Genomic DNA, 18,014 nt, shown 5'->3' on the forward strand with positions numbered 1-18,014 from the left:
ATGCAATGAATTTTTTTAACCCCTCTTAAAGATTGGTTTGAATGGTTATTTTTCTAAATCACAAAAACGTTTAAGCTCCTGGTTTGTGAAGAATTGAATATTGGAGAAAGATCCTAATGGAATACACAGAGTGTTTGAAAAGATTACACCCTTGGTTTAAAGAAATAATTTCCTTGGTTAAGAAAGATTTGAAGCAAGAGCATCTAGCTAAGGACGCACGTTTTGTTAAAGAATTTTTTCCAGGAAAGAAATTTTCGTCCTTATCCACTGAAGAACTTTCGGAAGGGTACTTGAAAGTTATAGAAAATTCTTCAGGAGAGCATGAAGAACTAGCTTCTTTTATTGCTTCTAGATGGGTTTTAAAAAAAACGGAGATATATGACCATTTCTTCGATGCACTTTCTTCGATTTCCAGAGAAACAGAGTCTATAAAATCAATTCCTGCTGATATTTCTAAGCCATTAATTCGGTCTGCTCTAGAAAGGTTTTGCGCTATAGATGTTTATTTGTTTTCAGAAATGAATTTTGTAGTTTTTTCTTTCGAAGAAAAAGAATTTCTTCGCCAAAAGGCCTTGGAGGCAATATCTCTTTTAAAAGATGAGGTGTCGAGTGACGTTTCCACTGAGATTCTTACTGCTGTTAAAAGTTGCTCAGACCGGTACGAAAAGAAAATCTCGGGAATGCAGAAGAAATATTTGACAGATACGATAGCGTTAAAAAAACAAATATCAACTCTGCAAAAAAAATTATGTAGGCTACAAGGAGTTTCGAATGATTTCTGAAGAGGATCGTCGATTTATGCTTCTGGCTTTAAAAGAAGCGGAGAAAGCCTATGCTGAAGACGAAGTTCCTGTTGGGTGTGTGATAGTGAAGGACGGCAGAGTCATAGCCAGAGGGTACAATAGGGTTGAATCTTTACTAGATCCTACGGCTCATGCAGAAATTTTGTGTATAGGGGCGGCTGCGCAAGCGCTTGACAATTGGAGATTAAGTGGAGCGGACATCTACATCACTCTGGAGCCATGCCCTATGTGTGCAGGAGCCATACAATTGGCTAGGCTTTCCAGGGTGATCTGGGGCGCTCCAGATCTTAGACTGGGAGCGGGTGGTACTTGGGTGAATTTACTTGCGGAAAAACACCCTTTTCACACAGTGAAATGTGTCTCCGGAGTGGAGAAGGAAGCTTCTGAGTATTTGATGAAAAAGTTTTTTTTAGAAAAGAGGAAGAAGAGTGGAGAAGAGTAGTAGTGAAGATGTTGGGATACTTCTAGAGGTTCTTATAGAAAAACAATCTGAAAAAGTGCGGATTATAGGCGAAGCCATTGTCCCAATGATTACTTCTGAAGACCTCCTTCAGCCGATGGATTTCCCTGAGTTGGAAAATCATGCCATCTTCCGTTTTGAAGAGGGCGTTTTGTGTGGCCTGAAAGAAGCTTTGGCTGCTATTCGAGCAGCGAATTGAACATAGCCTGCTAGAAGGAGAAAGAATCGGAGATCGTGTAAGGGTTAGGCAGTCTTTCTGCTTGGCAGAACAATATTGAAAGAAGCACGGAAAGGACTGCTCCGCCGAAGAAGAAAAAGGCTCTACATGCTATAAGGGAAAGGAGGAAAATTCCTAGAATAACGAGAAACCCCCACTTTCTCGAGATATAAAACGGAAAGGGTCTGAGATAAAATCGCTTCTCTGGATCTAGGAACACGCTGACTGTTGCTAAAGCACACAGAATGCATTCAGCGCCGAAAAAGGCAGATTCAGCTCCGGTAAGCTTCATTAAGCTCCATACAGCAGCTCCCACGCAAGGTATCTGTATCCCCAGAAATACAAGGAAACTGGTAGTTCCCAGTTTTTGAATGAAGTGTCTTGAGACCTTTTGAAGAAAAATACATACGAGAGTGTTTCTAAGCAAGAGTCTTTGAGAAAGCTCGAAACTAGCATCTATAGTTAGATTTATAGAGTCTGAAGAGATCAGCGGGTAGGTGAAAAATTGCCAAATACGGTGAGAATTTATTCCATCTTTTGATAGGGAAAATAATTCCAACAGACCCGGAGCATGGAATATCTTTTTTAAAATATAAGAGGCTATTGGGGCTGTACAGGAGAAAAAAAGAAGCACGAAAGGAATCTTAGAAAAAATCTTAGAAAATAAGTGAGGCTTCTGATGTTTATCTGGGAAAATAACTCTCATAGAGACTTTCCTTGCAACTACGAAAGCCTCTATAGTATAAGATCTTATATTTTATTAAAACTTTTTAATTTACTCTAAACTAACCAGCAGGTCTAGTTAAATTAGCCTTAATAGTTAATTGTTCTAGCATTTCTAGTAGTGCACAAGCAGCTTGGATAACTTGTAAGGACTCACTAAAGGAGGAGTTAACTACTTTTTGGTTTGCTTGTGCTCTTTGCTGAGCGGAAGATAATTCTTGTTGTATAAAAGATCTTTGTGCACCAATTTGTTGGTTGGAGTCTTGGTAAGCTTGAACTTGAACGCTGTTTTCGTACTCTACCTTCTCGTCTCCCTTCTTTTTTTTCTTGCCCTTCTCTTTTAATGAAGGAACGCTCAACAGAGGAAGGTTTATCAGTTCCTTCGTTTTCGCTTGTTGTACTACCGTATTTTCTTGAAGTACAGACATAACAGATTTGGCAAAGTCAGTCGTAGCTATCGATAATTGAAGAAGAGTAGTTATGCAGAAGTTTATTGCAGAATTTTTATTGATAATGATTTGATCAGATATGACTTTTGTCGAGGGAACGATAACAGTCGCCACAGGAGAAGTGGGTAAGTTCGCGGTTTTCCCGGAGCCAAAAAGAGACATAATGTTTCCTCGCTCTAAATATTTGCAATCAAGCTGACTACTTGGGAGAAGGTTTGTATCAAAGCCTGACCCACCTGCAAAGATTGTTGAATTATGTTATTATTGGTGTTTAGGTTGCTGGATATAACCTGGGAGGCGTTCCCTAAGCCTGAAATTTGGTTTTGTATAGCTTGTCTAGAAGCGCCTATGGCCTGGTTTTTAGATTGAATATCTTGTAAATATCCTGGAGAGTTGTTGTCTATTTTGTCCTTGGGGACTGCCGTGTATTGATACAAAGCTTCTTGGTTGTTGAGGTAGATCTGAGCAGAGGAATTTGCTTGAAGTTCCTTAGCAACGATGGTTAAGTTGTCTTGAGCAACCAATACGGATTGGTACACGTAGTAAACCGTTACGATAAGGGGGTTGGAGTCTTTAGAGAATCTTTCTATAATAGAATCAGCTGTGGCAGAGCTTACTCTTCCAGAAGAAGTTGTCATTGAATTAATAGTACTAGATTGTGTTGAATCCATTTTCTGCAAATTCCTTTGGGTTTAATTTATTTGTCCAAGATGTACTATTATCCTGGGGGTTTGTTAAGCTGGTTGACTACGGATCCTATGGAATTTGTCGTTTTTAGGAATGAGGAGTCTTGGGAAGCTAGCTGTTGAATGATGTTAATATTTGTTGAAGCATGGGACAGAATTATTTGACCGTTTTGTCGGCAAGTAACCAGTTGGTCTTGGATGTTGGATCTTTGTGCTGAGTAGTTTTGGTTTTGGTTTTGGACGGAGGATATCTCAGCTTCTGATGCTCCTGAATTAACTACGGCGAATTTAATTTGATTAGTTTCTTGGTTTAATTGTTGTTGGATATTAGTATTGTCGTTTAACTGAGTGGATTGAGTTAAAACAGTTTGCTGTCTAATGGTAATAGCTTCTAGTAATAACTCGTAGATGTTAAATAAGATGATTCCAATTTTTGGTGTATTCAGCGGTTCCAATGGAGGAAGTTTGGATTCCTGTATTGGTCCTGTTGGTGTAGTTCCTGCGGATACTGACATGTTTTTATCTCAAAAAAAAGTAATTTTTGTTGATTTAATTTTATCAGTTGACATTTCTGTTTTTAATTAATTTTTTTGCTTTGTTTGAAAGTGATTATTTTTTAGTTATTAGTGTTTTTATTTTATTTTGATTTCAAAGGTGTTTTTTTCGTCAAAAACTTTGGGAGTTGGCGAGATTAAATTGCTGTTTCTAAAAAAAAGTAAGCTTGTTATCCGTAAGTTTGATAGCCTACTGAACTTTGTGTGAATTGTTGGGTTCCTGTGGGCTTTAGGGGAGGTTTTCCATTTAACTGATGGATAGGGAGAGAATTTTGACTCAGAGCAGTTGTGAAGGGTGGTTATCTATGACTAAAGAAGACGTAAGTGCTTATATATTGATTACTTGTGGAAACTCCTCTTTAGATGGAAAAATTCATGTTGAAATGACTTATGAGGGAGACCCCAGCTTAGTGAGTTATCTTTTGAAAACCGCCAAGGAATCTATGGATCAGTCCATTGAAGAATCTTTTGAACAAGAAACACTGTGAGTTGTTTAAGAGAATGAGATTACCTGGTTTAAGATTTTCTCGATTTTGTTCTAAGAAGTCGTTGAGCTTATATCTTTTTGAGAAGCTACAACCCTTTCGGAGGGATTGGATTTTCTTTGTTTCTCTGGTTCTCACTTTAATTAGTTCTTTTTGTGCCTCTTTCTGCAAGTGTGCTCTTCTTTCTTCGTTGCTGGCGTATTCTGTTTTGGCATTTTTTTTGATACTCTTTTTTGATGTCTGGGGTTTTGTCTTTTCTTTTGTTAATCTTTCGTTTTTAATGTGTTTTGTAAGGTGGTCAGAACCTTTATTAACCTTTGAGTTTGTTTGGGATATGGGGATGGCTGGTACGTTTTCTTTAAGCTGGTTTGTGTTCTTTATGGGGGTAAAGAGCGCAAAGGAGCAGTCGGGAAAAAAACAGGAAAGTATTAAAAGTTTGATGAATGAGTTAGCTTTTGTAAAAAAGTCTTATGAAGAGGAAAAGGCCAAACTTTTGAAAGAGAATGCCGGATTGTCATTGCAGATGCATGAGACTGCTCAGATTTTTGATGTAACTCGGAAAAATTTAGAGGATTTACAAAAGAAGTATTCGTATCTGGAAGTTGATTTCAAAATATTGTCTGAGCAAAAAGAGAGTTGGCTAGGGGATTATGCGGTCTTGCACCGAGAGTATGTTCAAGTTTCAGATCAGCTTGGAATGTTGAATGTTTCTTCAGCGAGTGAAGAAAAAGTTGGCATACAGGAAAAAGATCCTAAGAATCAGAAAATTGTTAGTGTTTTAGAAGAGCAACTTCTTCTTAAGGACTCTGTAATCTCCGAATTGTCTCAAAAACAAGAGGATTGGAACCAGAAAAAATTGGATTTGGAGAAAAGTAACCAACAATTAACAATAGACATAGATGGGTTAAAGAAGTTGTTGGATGGCAGAGAATTAGAGATTAAAGAATTGCAAGATAAACTAAATTCTCTGAAACAGCAGTTACTACCAAGTTCAAGAATAAAAGTTTCTGGGGAGAGGTCTTCTGTGGATGAAGGCAAGGTCGATTACAAAGCTCTTTACCTGCAGCTAAGGCTCCAGTTCACAGAAAAAGACAAGGCCTTATCCTCGGTTAGGAAGGAATTTTTTCTCTTGAAAGAGAAGCTCTTAAAGAGAGAGAAGGTTGATGAGTTAACTTTGGGTGAAGAAAATTTCGAGGAGCTTGGCATCGTAGAGCAACTGACCTCGAAAGTCTCTGCGCTTGAACTGGAAGTTACTCATTTAGAAGAGTTAATATCTCGCATCCTTCTTCAGTAATTAAGAGGGTGTGTTCCCATTGCGCGCTGGGCTTTCCGTCAACTGTTCTGGCTTCCCAGTGGTTTTTCGAGTCTAACACCCCTTCTTTACGTCCCACATTGATCATCGGTTCTATCGTGAAAGTCATCCCTGGCGCTAGGGGGGTATTACATTTGTTACGATGGTGAGGGATATAAGGCTCTTCATGAAATTGTATGCCTACCCCATGACCAACAAATTGATCTACGACAGAAAAACCATATTCAGCAGCAACGTCTTCTATGGTATCTCCGATAGCATAAATAGGGAGGTCGGGTCTTAAAATGTTTATAGCTTTTTCTAACCCTTCTAGGGAGGCTTTGCAGACAAGCTGTTTTTCTTCAGAAACAGGTTCTATTAGCACCATTCGACTGCAATCACCGTAGAAGCCATCGACAATACAGGAGACATCTATGTTAAGTATGTCACCTTTCTTCAATGGAGTATCGTTAGGAATTCCATGGCAAATAACCTCGTTTAGGGACGTACAAATTGTTGCCGGGAAAGGCGGAGTGCCATAATGCAGGGGAGCCGGTATTGCAGAGAATTTACTATGTAATTTTCTAGATAAAGCATCCAATTCCTTGGTAGTGATCCCTTCTTTTGCTGCAGAACAAAGCTCGTTCAAAATATGAGCTGTAACTTGACAAGCGTTTCGAATTTTCCTTATTTCGACATCGCTTTTTATCAAAATTCCGTATTTGGATCGATACCAAGAGATGATGTCCTTAGGTTTTTCTTGCATGCCTTTGATGGGATAGTGACAGTGTTTCCACTTCTTTTTGCTACCACACCAGCAGAGGTCATTCCTACTGATCACTTTACCCACCATCAAGTTACATAAAAGCCTATGTTAAAAGCTATGCTAAGGCCCTTCAGCACTAAATTGCCTGCTATAACTAAAAGGATTACTCCGAATAGTCGCTCAAGAGCGATCAAACCATTGCTACCCATAATGCGGTTGAAGACTGTTGAGTAAAGAAAGATTGCTAGAGAAGCAGCCCAAGCTAAGCAAATAGCGCAAAAAATAAGTTCAATGCTGTAAATTTTTTCTTCTACACAGCTTAGCGTAGCAGAAATTACCGCAGGACCCGTTAATACGGGAAAAGCCAAAGGAAAAAAGACTGGATCCTGGTTGGAATTATGGGTTGTTGATTCAGTGTGCTGTTTAATTGGAGAAAAGGCCATTTCCAGCCCGAGAATAAAGAGCATTGATCCCCCAACTACTTGGAAGGAGTACAAAGATACGTTAAAAAGATGAAAAATCTTCCTTCCAAAAGTGATGAAAACTACTAATGTGGCTAACGCGAATAAACATTCCCTTATGATGATCTTTCGACGTCTCTCTGGAGAGAAATCTTTTAGTAGCGTGACGAACACCGGAAAAGATCCCAACGCATCAAAAAGCATGAAAAAAAGAAGGCTTAATTGAAATAAAGCTAATAACATTTTAACGTGATAGCAGCGCTAACTGCAACCCCCTTATAAGAATTTGGACTCCAATTATAGATACAAACAAACCTGTAATTGCTCTAGAGGCTTGTAAGATTTTGTTTTTCCTTGTTAAGGAAAACACAGCCAAACTGCCTAGAAAGATAAGGATCCAAGATAATCCCAAAACAGAGTAGCTTTTTAGCGGCTGGAGCTTGCTCGTGATTAAAACGAAACAACCAGCCAGCCATGTAGGGCCAATGATTAAGGGAATTGCTACGGGGAAAAGCAAAGAGCGATTTTGAGGGATAGCGGGGGTTTCACCCGATCTGTTGAAGGAAGCCCTTATCCCGTTCAAGGCTATCAAAGCTCCTGCCGAGGCTAAGATAGCGCAGTCAGGAGTTTTTAGTGCGGAAAGAGCACCTTTCCCAGTAAAAAAAAGAACAATAGTTATAGGCAAAGAAATTAGTAAATCTTTAGATAAAAGCAGTAGGGATCTTTTTAGCGAATAAGATTGAAATAGAGCCTGTAAATAAGCCATATTTAAAAACCCATCGGTCACCAAGCAAAGCACCAGAGAGAAAGATAAAAGCTGAACAGTCATTGTTACAAATTTTTCAAAAACTAATTGGAAGAGCTATTATTTTCCAATACTATAAAGAATAGCAAGGTTTATATAAGTTTTGGTATGTTTAATCAAGAAATTGTTGATGTGATAAAACCTTATTCGGAACTTTTTTCCACTATTCTTCTTTTTGGTCCCCCAGGTGTTGGAAAAGATTTGTTAGGAAATTTTTTATCTCAATCAGGTAGTCAATGTTATGTATCTATGGGGGATGTTTTTCGCTGTTATTCTCCAGAATCTCCTATACGCAGGATGTTTCATCACTATGCCAAGACTGGGGCATTGATCCCAGACGAATACGTAATAAATGTGTGGCAGTATTACGTTCAAGGATTGATAGCCACAGGGAAATTTTTACCAGAGAAGCAAGATTTATTACTTTCCGGAATGCCCAGGACTTTGAGGCAGTGTGAGCTTTTAGGGACTTTTATAAGAGTTCGTCATGTGATTGTCTTGGAAGCTTTTGATGAAGTTGAGCTACTAACCAGGACCCAAAGATTGGCACATACTAGGGGATTAGTAGGAGAAGTAGGGATAGATGTTTTGAAGCGAAGGTTAGAGTCATATTACAGAGACATTGAGGAGCTTATAGCTTTTTACCCCAAACACAAGGTTTCTCGAATTCAAGCAGAACAAAAGCCTTTTGAAGTTTTGAAAGATGTTTTATCTAGGCTTTCCCATGTTCTTTCAAATCCTTGTGCGATGTGATCTTTGGAGAAACAAGCTTTTCTAAATGCCTCGTTGCGGCTTCGGCCAGCTCTGGATAATGGTGGATAATAGTTTTAGTAAGTTCTATTTGCAGTCCTTCGGTCAAGGGGTTTTGATTTTCTGCTAGAAGGTTTAACGTTTCTTCCCATTGTTGTCTTTCATCTTCCAGCGTTTCAGTTGCTTTCGAAGTAGCCTTTGCATATATGGAGAAAGCCATATCTGGATTCTCTTTAGAAAAGCAGATGCTTTGGTGGAGTGCTTTTTGGAATAGACTTATAAACTGTTCTGAAGATGCAAGAGTATTGGCTTTGGCACAGACCAATAGCTGAGGGCCAGAAGGGAGTCCATAATCTTCTGGGAGGAAATGGATAATGGGAATTCCGAGAGCTTTTAGTTTAATGCCTTCGATGTTGTAAAATCCTCCATATATACAATCAACTTGTTTCGAGATAATGGGAGAAAGAAGGTCTGAGCTTACATTTTTGATATCCCCCGGATAAATACCTGCTGTATTCAAAGTTTTCAAAAAAGAAGACAAATTTTGAGGGTTACTTAAGCAAAATCCCAAGGTTTTTCCGTTGATATCATGGATGGAAGAGATACCACAGTCCTTCCTACATATCAACCCTCCAAGACTTTTATCTACTAGTCTACCCACATGTACGATGGGCATGCCTTTTAGTTGGGCTCGAATTAATCCAAGTGCATGATAAAGAGTAAGATCTGTCTTCTCAAACATCAGATGGGGAATCACGGAGCTATTATCAGAGCTTTTAATAATATGGAGGGTAATCCCTCGTTCAGAAAAAAACCCTTTTTCTATCCCTACATAGAGGGGAATATGATTTGGGTTCGGTGTCCAATCGAGCAATAAGGAAATCTCGTAAGTATTCCTCAATTTGTTAAGAGATGCTTGTCTAGGATAATAGGAAAGAACTCCTACTAAAAAACACACCAAGGAAGAAAGGATACAGAGGGAACTTCTAGCTCTACGTTTTTTGATTTTTAACAGATTTCTTTGCTTTATATTTTGGAGAGTGAAGATTGTCTTCTCAAAGCAAAGGACCAAATTGTATAGAGAAATTGTTAATATAGAAAGTACCAAAAGGCCAGCAAAAGTGAGTTCTGTTTCATAGTTTCTGCGACTTTCTAAGATGAGGATTCCCAGTCCCGAGTTGCCACCGACCCACTCTCCTGCTATAGCTCCAAAACCTGCTGAACCTATGGCAACCTTTAATCCAGAGAAAATGTTAGGTATAGAGTGAGGAAGTAATAATTTTGTAAATGTTTGAACTTTCGTTGCATTCTGTAATTTAAAATACTCTAGTAACTCTCTAGGAGCTGAAGAAAATCCTTGATATAAGGTTAGTGTCAAAGGGAAAAATATTGTCAGGATCGTAGGAATAAGCACGGCACTCGTTCCCCACCCAAACCACAACACTATTATGGGGGAAAGAGTGAACATGGGGATACATTGTAGTAAAACAAAAATGGGTTGTAGGAAAGTTTTCGACGTTTTATAGGAGAGCATGATAGTAGCTAAGAGGAAAGAAAGGATCCCAGCGAGGAAAAATCCTCCTATAATTTCCCTTAAAGTGATTATAGACTCTTTAAACAAGATTTCTCGAGAGTAGAAGCATCGTAAAATGATAGAAGTAGGGGGGGGGCACACAAGCCTTGCTACAGGTGAGTAAAAGGCCCAAAGCTCCCAACCAATGATGAGGCAAGCAATAAGAAAAATAGGCAATAAGAAACTTTTTTTCATAAAAGCAATTCAGCCTAGGAAAAAAATTACCAGGAAGAAAGAAACATGCGGCAAGAGTTCGACAGTTTAGGAACCGTGGAAGTTCCAGAGAACGTGTATTATGGCGCACAAACACAAAGATCTCTACAATTTTTTTCTTGGGGTGAAGAAAAGATGCCCGAACCTGTTATTAGGGCGCTGGTTTTGATAAAAAAATGTGCAGCTAAGGCCAACGCTGATCTGGGTCTCCTGGAGAAGAAAACTTCTGAAAGGATAGTTGCTGCTTCTGAAGAAATTTTAACAGGAAACTTTTTTGAACACTTTCCTTTAAGAGTATGGCAAACAGGAAGTGGTACACAATCAAACATGAATGTTAATGAAGTAATAGCAAATTTAGCTATTAAGCGTTCTGGAGGGATTGTGGGTTCCAAAGATCCAGTTCACCCTAACGATCATGTGAATTGTTCTCAGTCGTCCAATGATGTCTTCCCTACCGCCATGCATATAGCGGCAGTTCGAGAATTAAAATATCAACTGATTCCCTCGCTGGAGCGTATTATTTCCGTCATAACCGAAAAGTCTAAAGAGTTTCATAAACATGTTAAAATAGGTAGAACACACCTCATGGATGCTGTCCCTATGACTTTGGGGCAGGAGTTTTCGGGTTATTTAGATCAATTGAAAAAGAATGTTGAAAGAATAGGGTTTTCCTTCACACACTTGCACGAACTTGCCATAGGAGCGACTGCGGTTGGCACTGGGTTAAACGTTCCTCCTGGGTTTGTGGAGAAGTTTCTTGAATATCTAAGACAGGAAACCGGAGAGCCTTTTTGTGCAGCTTCTAATACATTTTCTGCTTTATCTTGCCATGATTCGCTAGTTTTTGCTCAGTCTTGTCTATCCTCTCTAGCTTGCTCATTGACTAAAATTGCTACGGATTTGAGTTTCTTAGGATCAGGACCTCGATGTGGTTTGGGGGAATTATTTTTCCCTGAAAATGAACCAGGGTCTTCCATCATGCCAGGAAAAATCAATCCTACTCAATGTGAAGCTATCTTAATGGTCTGCACTCAAATTTTTGGTTACACGCAATCTGTAGTTTATGGAGGGAGTAGAGGTAACTTTGAGTTGAATGTGATGAAGCCTGTTATTATTTACAATTTCCTAAGATCTGTATCCTTACTCTCAGGAGCGATGCGATCTTTCGCTGATAACTTTATTTTAGGCCTTCGTGTGAACGAAATGAAGATTAAAGAATACACGGAGAGATCTCTGATGATTGTAACAGCGTTATCTCCCGTAATAGGTTATGACAAATGCTCAAAGATAGCGCTCAAGGCCCTTCATGAAAATCTGACTCTTAGAGAAGCCGCAACATCCCTAGGATTTATTTCGGAAGAAGAATTTGATAAGCATGTTAACCCAGCCAACATGGTAGGCGACCATTAATAAGTTGCTTTAACACTTTCAGCTAGTCGCGGATAGCAGTTTTATTTTCCAATTTTGTGAGTGCGTTAGCAAACAAAAGGGCCCCCTTGAGACTGGAGAAAATATGATCTTCACCTATTAACTCATCTAAGTGGTAACGCTTTAAATCGCTGAGAGGTGTTCGTTTAACTCCTGCCAGAAGCAGTAGAGTGCCTTGTCGGTCACATTCTAAATAAAATTCTTCTAGAGCATGCATGGCCGAAACATCTATTGTTGGTACTCTTGTCATACACAATATGAAGATCTTGGGGGGAGAAGCTACCTCGTTCAGGAGATTTTTTAATCTATCAGCTATCCCAAAGAAGAAGGGACCGTTAATTTCATAAATTTCTGTGTTTGGCGGGACCTCAGATTTCAAAACTTTAGTATCTTCTTTTGACTGAGTATCGTCATCAAAATAGTTTGCTGTTGATATGGCATCCGATAAGTCGCTCATTTGTTTCATGAACAGAAACGCTGCTAACATCATACCAACTTGTACAGCTGCAGTAATAGTCGTCATTACCGTTAGGATAAACACTGCCAGCAGGACAATAACGTCTTTTTTAGGGGCAGTAAACAGATGGATAAAGTGATGAATATCACTCATATTCCACGCTATAAGTATTAACACGGAAGCAAGGCATGTTAAGGGTATTTTTGTAGTCAATGGCCAAAGGACCAACAAAATGACACAAATAAACACGGAATGTACAATGCCTGCTACTGGAGTCGTAGCTCCGGATTTGACGTTGGCAGTAGTCCTTGCCAAAGAACCTGTAACGGGTAGCCCGGAAAACAAGGAAGTTCCCATGTTGGCAATACCCTGAGCTACTAATTGACAATTAGATTGATGTCTCCATCCCGTCATCCCATCAGCAACTACTGCTGACAGGAGAGTTTCTATACCTGCCAAGACGGCCAAAGTTAGAGCATCAGGCATTATTTGCAGGATTCTGGTAATGCTTAGGTGAGGCCACGAAGGGGTAGGGAAGGATGCCGGAATAGACCCGTAGCGGCTGCCTACTGTAGGAATGTCTATTTTTAATAGCCAAACAACGACTGTGGATATAACGATGGCAATCATAACTCCGGGGTAACGGGGTTTATAATTCCTAAAGTAAATCATAATGATTAATGAGAAAAAACCTACGGCTAGAGATTTTGGATCCCAGGTCCACCGGAAATCCCAGTAAGCAATCCATTTTCCAACAAAATCTGCGGGAATAGAATCTCCCATTTGAAGTCCCAAAAAATCTTTGATTTGAGAGGAGAAAATAATGACAGACAGTCCTGTAGTGAGTCCTGTAACGACTGGATAAGGCATGTATTTAATAAAGGTTCCTAGCCCCATTAATCCAAACCCTACAAGCAGAAGACCAGCAAGAAAGGTAACAATAAAAAGAGTTTCTACGCCATATCTGGCAGAGATTCCATAGAGGATAGTAATAAAAGCACTTGTGGGGCCAGAAACCAAAACTCTGCTTCCGCCAAAAAAAGAGGCTAAAAAACCACCTACTATAGCCGAATGGATACCTTGTAATGGGGAGACCCCTACCCCAATGGACACAGCAATAGCAAACGGAAAAGCCAGGATGCCGACGGTGATGCCTGATAAGATGTCTTTTTTTAAGGCTCCGAGATTATAATCTTGTCTTAAGCAAGTATACAGTTTAGGTACAAAACTTTTTACAGACCAAGACATTCAGCAACCCACTGGATCAAACGTTTCCCATTATTGTTTGTTTTAAAAGGTATCTTTGTCAATCTGTTCGTTAATGAATTTTAGAATTTGTGATTTTTATCTCAAGGTTCCAGGTATTGGATTTTTGTTCTTGTACGGGAAGACAAAGATTTGACTGTCCTTCCACTAGTTGGAGGCCAGAAAATCGCTTCGGTTGTGTTTGAACGGCAGAATTGTTTCTTGAGCTTAACGCATAGCTGGCGTATCCTATCGCCTGTTCCTTCTGAAGGGAGCTTTTCAAGTTTGGGTCTTGCTTTAAAGAGCTTGATTCAAGACTCTTCCTGATGTATGTCAAGTGTTTTTAGCTTTGGGCTAGGGGGATGGTGATTGGGCATTTTTCTAGGATACACAGATGCGTGCCCTGCTGATTTTGTGTGACTTGTTGTTTTTGGGTTAGGGTCAAATAGGGAAATTTTAGTTGAGGATAGTTTATGCTGGTTTTTCAATTAGGTGTTCTTTTTTTATTTGGGTACTTAGCCATTGTTTTTGAGAATGTGGTTAGGGTTAGTAAGTCTGCAGTGGCCCTCGTGATGGGGGGGCTGATGTGGCTTGTCTGTTTTGCCCATATGAACCAGTCCAACGAAGCAGCTTTGGCTGTGCAGCTTTCAGAAACAGCTCAAGTTATTTTTTTCCTTTTTTCGGCTATGGCCATCGTAGAACTGATAGATGCTCACAAGGGATTCTCTCTTATAACTCAGTTTTGCTACATACAGTCTAGAACAGCGCTTCTTTGGGTTCTCATTGTCCTGTCATTTTTTCTTTCCGCAGCTCTAGATAATTTGACTTCTATCATAGTGATAGTATCTATCTTGAAAAGATTAGTGAAGTCCAGAGAAGATCGATTGATGCTAGGCGCTGTCTGTGTAATTTCTGTGAACGCTGGTGGAGCGTGGACTCCTCTGGGTGACGTCACTACAACCATGCTCTGGATTCACGAAAAAGTCTCAACCTGGGGAATTATTAGCTCTTTATTTGTGCCTAGTGTTGTTTGTGTACTGATAGCTGGCTGCTTGACGCTTCTGACGATGAGGAAACAAACAGGCAGTGTGGTGTCGTTAGAGGAAGAAAAAAAATCTCAGGCACCTGGTGGAGCCGTTATTATTTGCGTAGGGTTATTTTCCTTGTTGATGGTACCGGTCTGGAAATCTTCTTTGGGATTACCTCCGTTTTTGGGTGCTCTAATGGGATTGGGATTGGTTTGGCTTGTTAGTGACTGGTTGCATCATCCTCATGACGATAGAAATCACCTGAGAGTACCTCACATTCTAACGAAAATAGACATTTCCTCTATCACGTTCTTCATAGGTATTCTTCTCGCTGTTGGGGCTTTATCTTATGCAGGTATTTTAAATGCCTTTTCAACACATCTGGATAGTTTTTTTCCGAGAAGAATTGTTGCTGTTGTCATCGGTTTAATATCTAGTGTCCTAGATAACGTTCCTTTGGTTGCAGCGACGATCAACATGTACACTGAACCTCTAGATGATTCCTTATGGCACCTGATAGCTTACACGGCTGGAACAGGAGGAAGCATTTTATTGATAGGTTCTGCTGCGGGAGTTGCCTTTATGGGATTAGAGAAGGTGGATTTTCTTTGGTACCTTAAGAAAGTATCTTGGATAGCATTGCTTAGTTACTTTGGGGGAGTTTTCACCTATTTTATTTTAGAAAAAATTTTTTATATTATTTAACCTAAGCGTCGAACAAAATCATAAGATAATATAAGATCTCTCCCCGTTTCTTTTTAGGAGGTAGAGTAGAATGAAACTGAAAAACTTTTCCACCGCGCTCTTGGTAGCTCTTCTTTGTAGTACGGCTTCAGTGCATGCCGATGGATTCGCTACAAAGGATAGGGTTCGAGAAAACGCTCGCTCTGACTTGTTATTTCTGGAACACCTTATAGAAACTAAGTATGCGCCTTTGCCGTGGAAAAAGTTCTTATTCGATTGGAATTTAGAGAGAGAGGTTAATCGCTGTAAGGTAAAAATTGCTCTTCAAGAGAATCTGACTACAAGATATTGCCAGTCAGTATTTGCAGAATTTTTAGAATCCTTGAATGATTACCACGCTGGTGTCACGTTCTACAGTTCGGAAAAAGCTTATTTGCCTTTTGAGTTAAAAATATCTGACACAGGTAGGTGTTTCGTTGTCAGTGTTTCTAAGGCTATCACTAACCTTCAAGTGGGTGATGAGATTATTGAAATAGAGGGAATTCCTATCCTGCAGGTTATAGAGTCTTTAAGAAAGGGAAGGGGGAGTCTAGCGGATTATGCTGCGGCGGTGAGAGAGATAACTTTCAGGAGCGCTGCGCTAGGTCAGCAAGTGCCTAAAGGTTTAGTAACAATTAAGGTTCGTAGGGTTAGCGGCATAACGAGAGTGTTGATGGAGAGGTGGAGATACTCTCCAGAGAACGTAGTCGATTTTTCTTTTGTTTACCCTTTAGCTCCTAAGGAGGTTTCTATAAAATCCTCCGTCTTTCCAGAGGGGAGGGGTGAAAATAAGAGGGCTACGGTCTTTGGAACCAAGATGGTGCCTTACTTCTTGGAAGAGTTAAAGGCACAAAACAAGATAGCAGATCGTTCTAGCAGTTTCAGTTTAGGTGATAAAAATGGGTTTTTACCAAATTTAGGAATTCCTGTTTGGCAGGCTGATGGTGAGGGTCCGTTTAGGGCTTATATTTTTGGGCTAACAGATAACCAGGGACAAGATCGCAAGGTTGGTTATATTCGTATCGGCACCTACCTTTGGACAGACCTCGTTCCAGAAGATGGCAAAGATGAACCCTGGAAGAATTTTGAAGCAATAGTATCCAAGATGGATGCTGAAACAGATCTTCTTATTATAGATCAAATGAATAACCCTGGAGGTAGTGTTTTTTACCTTTACGGGTTGGTTTCGATGCTCACAGATCGTCCTTTGAATACGCCGATGCACCGGCTTATTTTAACTCAGGAGGATGTGAGCGCTGCCTCTGGCTGGTTAGAGCTACTAGAGGACGTCTACACAGATGAACAAGCTAGAGTTGCTTTGGGTGAGGACATGGAAGGTTTTTGCATAGATGTTCGCGGAGCGGAGGCTATGAGATCTTATTCGCGGTCAGTGCTATCTGAGTGGCAAAGTGGCCGATACGATTTAACATCCCCTATAGCACTTTTAGGTTTTGACAAAATACATCCTCACCCCAGGGTAAATTATGGAAAGCCTATTATAGCTCTGATTAACGAGGATAATTACTCTTGTGCAGATTTATTTGCAGCCTTGCTGAAAGATAATGAAAGGGCTTTGCTTGTGGGGAAAACCACTGCGGGTGCTGGTGGATTTGTTTGTGAGGTTACTTTCCCTAACAGAAGTGGTATAAGAAGATGCTCTCTAACCGGTTCTTTAGCTGTCCGGGGTGATGGGTCTTTCATAGAAAATGTGGGAGTAGCTCCGCAAATTGATTTGGGTTTTACAGAAAAGGATTTACAAACAGGCAGATTCACTGACTACATAAACTCCGTATTATCTTTAGCGAAAGACTTATTGACACAAAAAGGGGAGGGCCGGTCTAATCTAGGGGGATCTCCGTCCGAAGAGCCCATGGAAGATGGGAGACTGGGGGCTTAGGTCCTCTTCAAGGTTGTTTTAGTAAGTTTTTGTATGCCTAGAGTTATCTTGTGTAACCCAAGGGGGTTTTGTTCTGGGGTTGTTCGAGCTGTGGATACGGTGAGGGTCGCCCTGGAAAAGTGGGGAGCTCCTATCTACGTGAAGCATGAAATTGTGCATAACGCGCATGTTGTCTCTTCTCTTAGGGAGCAGGGTGTGGTTTTTGTGGAGGATTTGTCAGAAGTTCCTGAGGGGGAGAAGGTTATTTTTTCTGCTCACGGAGTTCCTCCTTCTGTCAGAGAAGAGGCTGCGGCGCGGTCTTTGCTCACCATAGATGCCACTTGTTCTTTAGTGACCAAGGTGCATTCAGCTGTCAAACAGTATGCGTCCAAGGGTTACAAGATCGTTTTGGTAGGTCACAGAAATCATGTTGAGGTAATCGGAATTAAAGGGGAGGCTTCAGACAGTGTTTTTGTTGTCGAAACAGTTGATGATGTTAATAATTTGACCTTCTCCGATGCGGATTCTTTATTCTACATTACTCAAACTACTTTGAGTCTAGATGATGTTGCTTCTATCACAAAGAGATTAGTAGAAAGGTTTCCCAGCATAATCACGTTGCCAAGTTCTTCCGTTTGCTATGCTACGACAAACCGTCAGCAGGCTTTGCGGTCTGTTTTGCCTAGGGTTAGGTTTGCCATCATTATCGGAGATAGAACAAGTTCGAATTCTACCAGATTGTATGAGCTCGCGGTTAGACGAGGGGTTGCGGCAGCTTTCGTCAATGATCCTAAAGAAATATCTCTAGATATGGTGAGTCATGGAGGAGACATAGTGGTGACTTCTGGTGCATCCACTCCTGAAAAAATTGTCCAGGAATGTGTGAAGGAACTTTTAAAGTTAAATCCGGGATTCGAAATAGAAGAGGATGTATTTATTCAGGAGAACGTGAGTTTTGGACTTCCTAGAGAGCTGAGTAAGTTTTCTGTTGGAAGTTCTTTATAGTGGATGCTATTAAAGG

Annotated in this window: 20 protein-coding genes; 10 read left to right on the forward strand and 10 right to left on the reverse strand. The window is 40.2% G+C overall.

Going from position 1 to position 18,014, the window contains the following annotated elements; translation table 11 throughout:
- Nucleotides 1-116: 116 nt before the first annotated feature.
- The 3 genes from KJA62_RS00810 to KJA62_RS00820 are packed head-to-tail and all read left to right on the forward strand — an operon-like array spanning nucleotide 117 to nucleotide 1,462.
- Entirely contained in the window at nucleotides 117-782 is a 666-nt protein-coding gene (locus KJA62_RS00810) for a hypothetical protein (protein ID WP_213318156.1), read from the forward strand.
- The gene (locus KJA62_RS00815) at nucleotides 772-1,245 is read left to right on the forward strand and encodes a nucleoside deaminase (RefSeq protein WP_213318157.1); all 474 of its coding nucleotides are present in this window, start codon (nucleotides 772-774) and stop codon (nucleotides 1,243-1,245) included. The genes KJA62_RS00810 and KJA62_RS00815 overlap by 11 nt, the downstream gene beginning before the upstream one ends.
- Nucleotides 1,232-1,462: a hypothetical protein gene (locus KJA62_RS00820; protein WP_425513827.1), complete on the forward strand. Its 231-nt coding sequence runs from the start codon at nucleotides 1,232-1,234 to the stop codon at nucleotides 1,460-1,462. The genes KJA62_RS00815 and KJA62_RS00820 overlap by 14 nt, the downstream gene beginning before the upstream one ends.
- 10 nt (nucleotides 1,463-1,472) lie before the next feature.
- On the opposite strand, the gene KJA62_RS00825 is transcribed toward KJA62_RS00820, so the two are convergent.
- From KJA62_RS00825 to KJA62_RS00840, 4 genes are all read right to left on the reverse strand, one after another.
- Nucleotides 1,473-2,186: a hypothetical protein gene (locus KJA62_RS00825; RefSeq protein ID WP_213318158.1), complete on the reverse strand. Its 714-nt coding sequence runs from the start codon at nucleotides 2,184-2,186 to the stop codon at nucleotides 1,473-1,475.
- Between the two features lie 79 nt (nucleotides 2,187-2,265).
- Nucleotides 2,266-2,814 carry a CT847 family type III secretion system effector protein gene (locus tag KJA62_RS00830; RefSeq protein WP_213318159.1) on the reverse strand — a complete coding sequence of 183 codons (549 nt, stop codon included), beginning with the start codon at nucleotides 2,812-2,814 and terminating at the stop codon, nucleotides 2,266-2,268.
- A 14-nt stretch (nucleotides 2,815-2,828) separates the two neighbouring features.
- A complete protein-coding gene (locus KJA62_RS00835; protein ID WP_213318160.1) occupies nucleotides 2,829-3,323 on the reverse strand; it encodes a DUF720 domain-containing protein in 495 nt (164 codons plus the stop codon).
- A 47-nt stretch (nucleotides 3,324-3,370) separates the two neighbouring features.
- Nucleotides 3,371-3,853 (reverse strand): DUF720 domain-containing protein, encoded by a 483-nt coding sequence (locus tag KJA62_RS00840; protein ID WP_213318161.1) that lies wholly within the window; start codon nucleotides 3,851-3,853, stop codon nucleotides 3,371-3,373.
- Nucleotides 3,854-4,197: 344 nt separating this feature from the next.
- Here KJA62_RS00840 and KJA62_RS00845 point away from each other — a divergent pair, with 344 nt between their 5' ends.
- Nucleotides 4,198-4,380, forward strand: a complete 183-nt coding sequence (locus tag KJA62_RS00845) for a hypothetical protein (protein WP_246481871.1) — start codon at nucleotides 4,198-4,200, stop codon at nucleotides 4,378-4,380.
- A 376-nt stretch (nucleotides 4,381-4,756) separates the two neighbouring features.
- Entirely contained in the window at nucleotides 4,757-5,671 is a 915-nt protein-coding gene (locus KJA62_RS00850) for a hypothetical protein (protein ID WP_213318163.1), read from the forward strand.
- Here the strand turns inward: KJA62_RS00850 and KJA62_RS00855 are convergent.
- From KJA62_RS00855 to KJA62_RS00865, 3 genes are read right to left on the reverse strand one after another with little or no spacing between them, the layout of a single operon-like run.
- A complete protein-coding gene (locus tag KJA62_RS00855) occupies nucleotides 5,628-6,506 on the reverse strand; it encodes a methionyl aminopeptidase (RefSeq protein WP_213318928.1) in 879 nt (292 codons plus the stop codon). The two genes, KJA62_RS00850 and KJA62_RS00855, sit on opposite strands and share 44 nt — an antisense overlap.
- A 14-nt stretch (nucleotides 6,507-6,520) precedes the next feature.
- Nucleotides 6,521-7,138 (reverse strand): MarC family protein, encoded by a 618-nt coding sequence (locus KJA62_RS00860; RefSeq protein WP_213318164.1) that lies wholly within the window; start codon nucleotides 7,136-7,138, stop codon nucleotides 6,521-6,523.
- A 1-nt stretch (nucleotide 7,139) separates the two neighbouring features.
- Nucleotides 7,140-7,724, reverse strand: coding sequence for a MarC family protein (locus KJA62_RS00865; protein WP_213318165.1), 585 nt, complete (start codon nucleotides 7,722-7,724; stop codon nucleotides 7,140-7,142).
- An 84-nt stretch (nucleotides 7,725-7,808) separates the two neighbouring features.
- On the opposite strand from KJA62_RS00865, the gene KJA62_RS00870 reads away from it, so the two are divergent.
- Nucleotides 7,809-8,453 (forward strand): nucleoside monophosphate kinase, encoded by a 645-nt coding sequence (locus tag KJA62_RS00870; RefSeq protein WP_213318166.1) that lies wholly within the window; start codon nucleotides 7,809-7,811, stop codon nucleotides 8,451-8,453.
- Here KJA62_RS00870 and KJA62_RS00875 read toward each other — a convergent pair.
- Nucleotides 8,413-10,218, reverse strand: coding sequence for an ABC transporter substrate-binding protein (locus KJA62_RS00875; RefSeq protein WP_213318167.1), 1,806 nt, complete (start codon nucleotides 10,216-10,218; stop codon nucleotides 8,413-8,415). The two genes, KJA62_RS00870 and KJA62_RS00875, sit on opposite strands and share 41 nt — an antisense overlap.
- Nucleotides 10,219-10,263: 45 nt before the next feature.
- Here KJA62_RS00875 and fumC point away from each other — a divergent pair, with 45 nt between their 5' ends.
- On the forward strand, nucleotides 10,264-11,646 hold the full coding sequence (gene fumC / locus KJA62_RS00880; protein ID WP_213318168.1) for a class II fumarate hydratase: 1,383 nt from the start codon (nucleotides 10,264-10,266) through the stop codon (nucleotides 11,644-11,646).
- 22 nt (nucleotides 11,647-11,668) lie between these two features.
- Here the strand turns inward: fumC and KJA62_RS00885 are convergent, their stop codons facing one another.
- Together KJA62_RS00885 and KJA62_RS00890 are read right to left on the reverse strand one after the other, a co-directional pair.
- Complete coding sequence (locus tag KJA62_RS00885) at nucleotides 11,669-13,369, reverse strand: SulP family inorganic anion transporter (RefSeq protein WP_213318169.1); 1,701 nt, start codon at nucleotides 13,367-13,369, stop codon at nucleotides 11,669-11,671.
- A 70-nt stretch (nucleotides 13,370-13,439) separates the two neighbouring features.
- Nucleotides 13,440-13,649: a hypothetical protein gene (locus KJA62_RS00890; RefSeq protein WP_213318170.1), complete on the reverse strand. Its 210-nt coding sequence runs from the start codon at nucleotides 13,647-13,649 to the stop codon at nucleotides 13,440-13,442.
- Between the two features lie 190 nt (nucleotides 13,650-13,839).
- On the opposite strand from KJA62_RS00890, the gene KJA62_RS00895 reads away from it, so the two are divergent.
- The 3 genes from KJA62_RS00895 (at nucleotide 13,840) to ispH (ending at nucleotide 17,998) form a co-directional block, all read left to right on the forward strand.
- The gene (locus KJA62_RS00895; protein ID WP_213318171.1) at nucleotides 13,840-15,099 is read left to right on the forward strand and encodes an NhaD family Na+:H+ antiporter; all 1,260 of its coding nucleotides are present in this window, start codon (nucleotides 13,840-13,842) and stop codon (nucleotides 15,097-15,099) included.
- A 70-nt stretch (nucleotides 15,100-15,169) separates the two neighbouring features.
- On the forward strand, nucleotides 15,170-17,014 hold the full coding sequence (locus KJA62_RS00900) for a protease-like activity factor CPAF (protein ID WP_213318172.1): 1,845 nt from the start codon (nucleotides 15,170-15,172) through the stop codon (nucleotides 17,012-17,014).
- A 33-nt stretch (nucleotides 17,015-17,047) separates the two neighbouring features.
- The gene (ispH, locus tag KJA62_RS00905) at nucleotides 17,048-17,998 is read left to right on the forward strand and encodes a 4-hydroxy-3-methylbut-2-enyl diphosphate reductase (RefSeq protein ID WP_213318173.1); all 951 of its coding nucleotides are present in this window, start codon (nucleotides 17,048-17,050) and stop codon (nucleotides 17,996-17,998) included.
- Nucleotides 17,999-18,014: the final 16 nt, after the last annotated feature.

Origin of the sequence: Chlamydiifrater volucris (genome assembly GCF_902806995.1) — a bacterium.
Classification (GTDB): Bacteria; Chlamydiota; Chlamydiia; order Chlamydiales; family Chlamydiaceae; genus Chlamydiifrater; species Chlamydiifrater volucris.

What these genes read in the sequence shown, in the direction of transcription:
- KJA62_RS00870 (WP_213318166.1), top strand. Translation starts at nt 7,809, where the DNA reads ATGTTTAATCAAGAAATTGTTGATGTGATAAAACCTTATTCGGAACTT.
- KJA62_RS00875 (WP_213318167.1), bottom strand. Translation starts at nt 10,218, where the DNA reads ATGAAAAAAAGTTTCTTATTGCCTATTTTTCTTATTGCTTGCCTCATC.
- KJA62_RS00860 (WP_213318164.1), bottom strand. Translation starts at nt 7,138, where the DNA reads ATGTTATTAGCTTTATTTCAATTAAGCCTTCTTTTTTTCATGCTTTTT.
- KJA62_RS00810 (WP_213318156.1), top strand. Translation starts at nt 117, where the DNA reads ATGGAATACACAGAGTGTTTGAAAAGATTACACCCTTGGTTTAAAGAA.
- KJA62_RS00825 (WP_213318158.1), bottom strand. Translation starts at nt 2,186, where the DNA reads ATGAGAGTTATTTTCCCAGATAAACATCAGAAGCCTCACTTATTTTCT.
- fumC (WP_213318168.1), top strand. Translation starts at nt 10,264, where the DNA reads ATGCGGCAAGAGTTCGACAGTTTAGGAACCGTGGAAGTTCCAGAGAAC.
- ispH (WP_213318173.1), top strand. Translation starts at nt 17,048, where the DNA reads ATGCCTAGAGTTATCTTGTGTAACCCAAGGGGGTTTTGTTCTGGGGTT.
- KJA62_RS00885 (WP_213318169.1), bottom strand. Translation starts at nt 13,369, where the DNA reads ATGTCTTGGTCTGTAAAAAGTTTTGTACCTAAACTGTATACTTGCTTA.
- KJA62_RS00895 (WP_213318171.1), top strand. Translation starts at nt 13,840, where the DNA reads ATGCTGGTTTTTCAATTAGGTGTTCTTTTTTTATTTGGGTACTTAGCC.
- KJA62_RS00865 (WP_213318165.1), bottom strand. Translation starts at nt 7,724, where the DNA reads ATGACTGTTCAGCTTTTATCTTTCTCTCTGGTGCTTTGCTTGGTGACC.
- KJA62_RS00840 (WP_213318161.1), bottom strand. Translation starts at nt 3,853, where the DNA reads ATGTCAGTATCCGCAGGAACTACACCAACAGGACCAATACAGGAATCC.
- KJA62_RS00815 (WP_213318157.1), top strand. Translation starts at nt 772, where the DNA reads ATGATTTCTGAAGAGGATCGTCGATTTATGCTTCTGGCTTTAAAAGAA.
- KJA62_RS00835 (WP_213318160.1), bottom strand. Translation starts at nt 3,323, where the DNA reads ATGGATTCAACACAATCTAGTACTATTAATTCAATGACAACTTCTTCT.
- KJA62_RS00850 (WP_213318163.1), top strand. Translation starts at nt 4,757, where the DNA reads ATGGGGGTAAAGAGCGCAAAGGAGCAGTCGGGAAAAAAACAGGAAAGT.
- KJA62_RS00900 (WP_213318172.1), top strand. Translation starts at nt 15,170, where the DNA reads ATGAAACTGAAAAACTTTTCCACCGCGCTCTTGGTAGCTCTTCTTTGT.
- KJA62_RS00845 (WP_246481871.1), top strand. Translation starts at nt 4,198, where the DNA reads ATGACTAAAGAAGACGTAAGTGCTTATATATTGATTACTTGTGGAAAC.
- KJA62_RS00830 (WP_213318159.1), bottom strand. Translation starts at nt 2,814, where the DNA reads ATGTCTCTTTTTGGCTCCGGGAAAACCGCGAACTTACCCACTTCTCCT.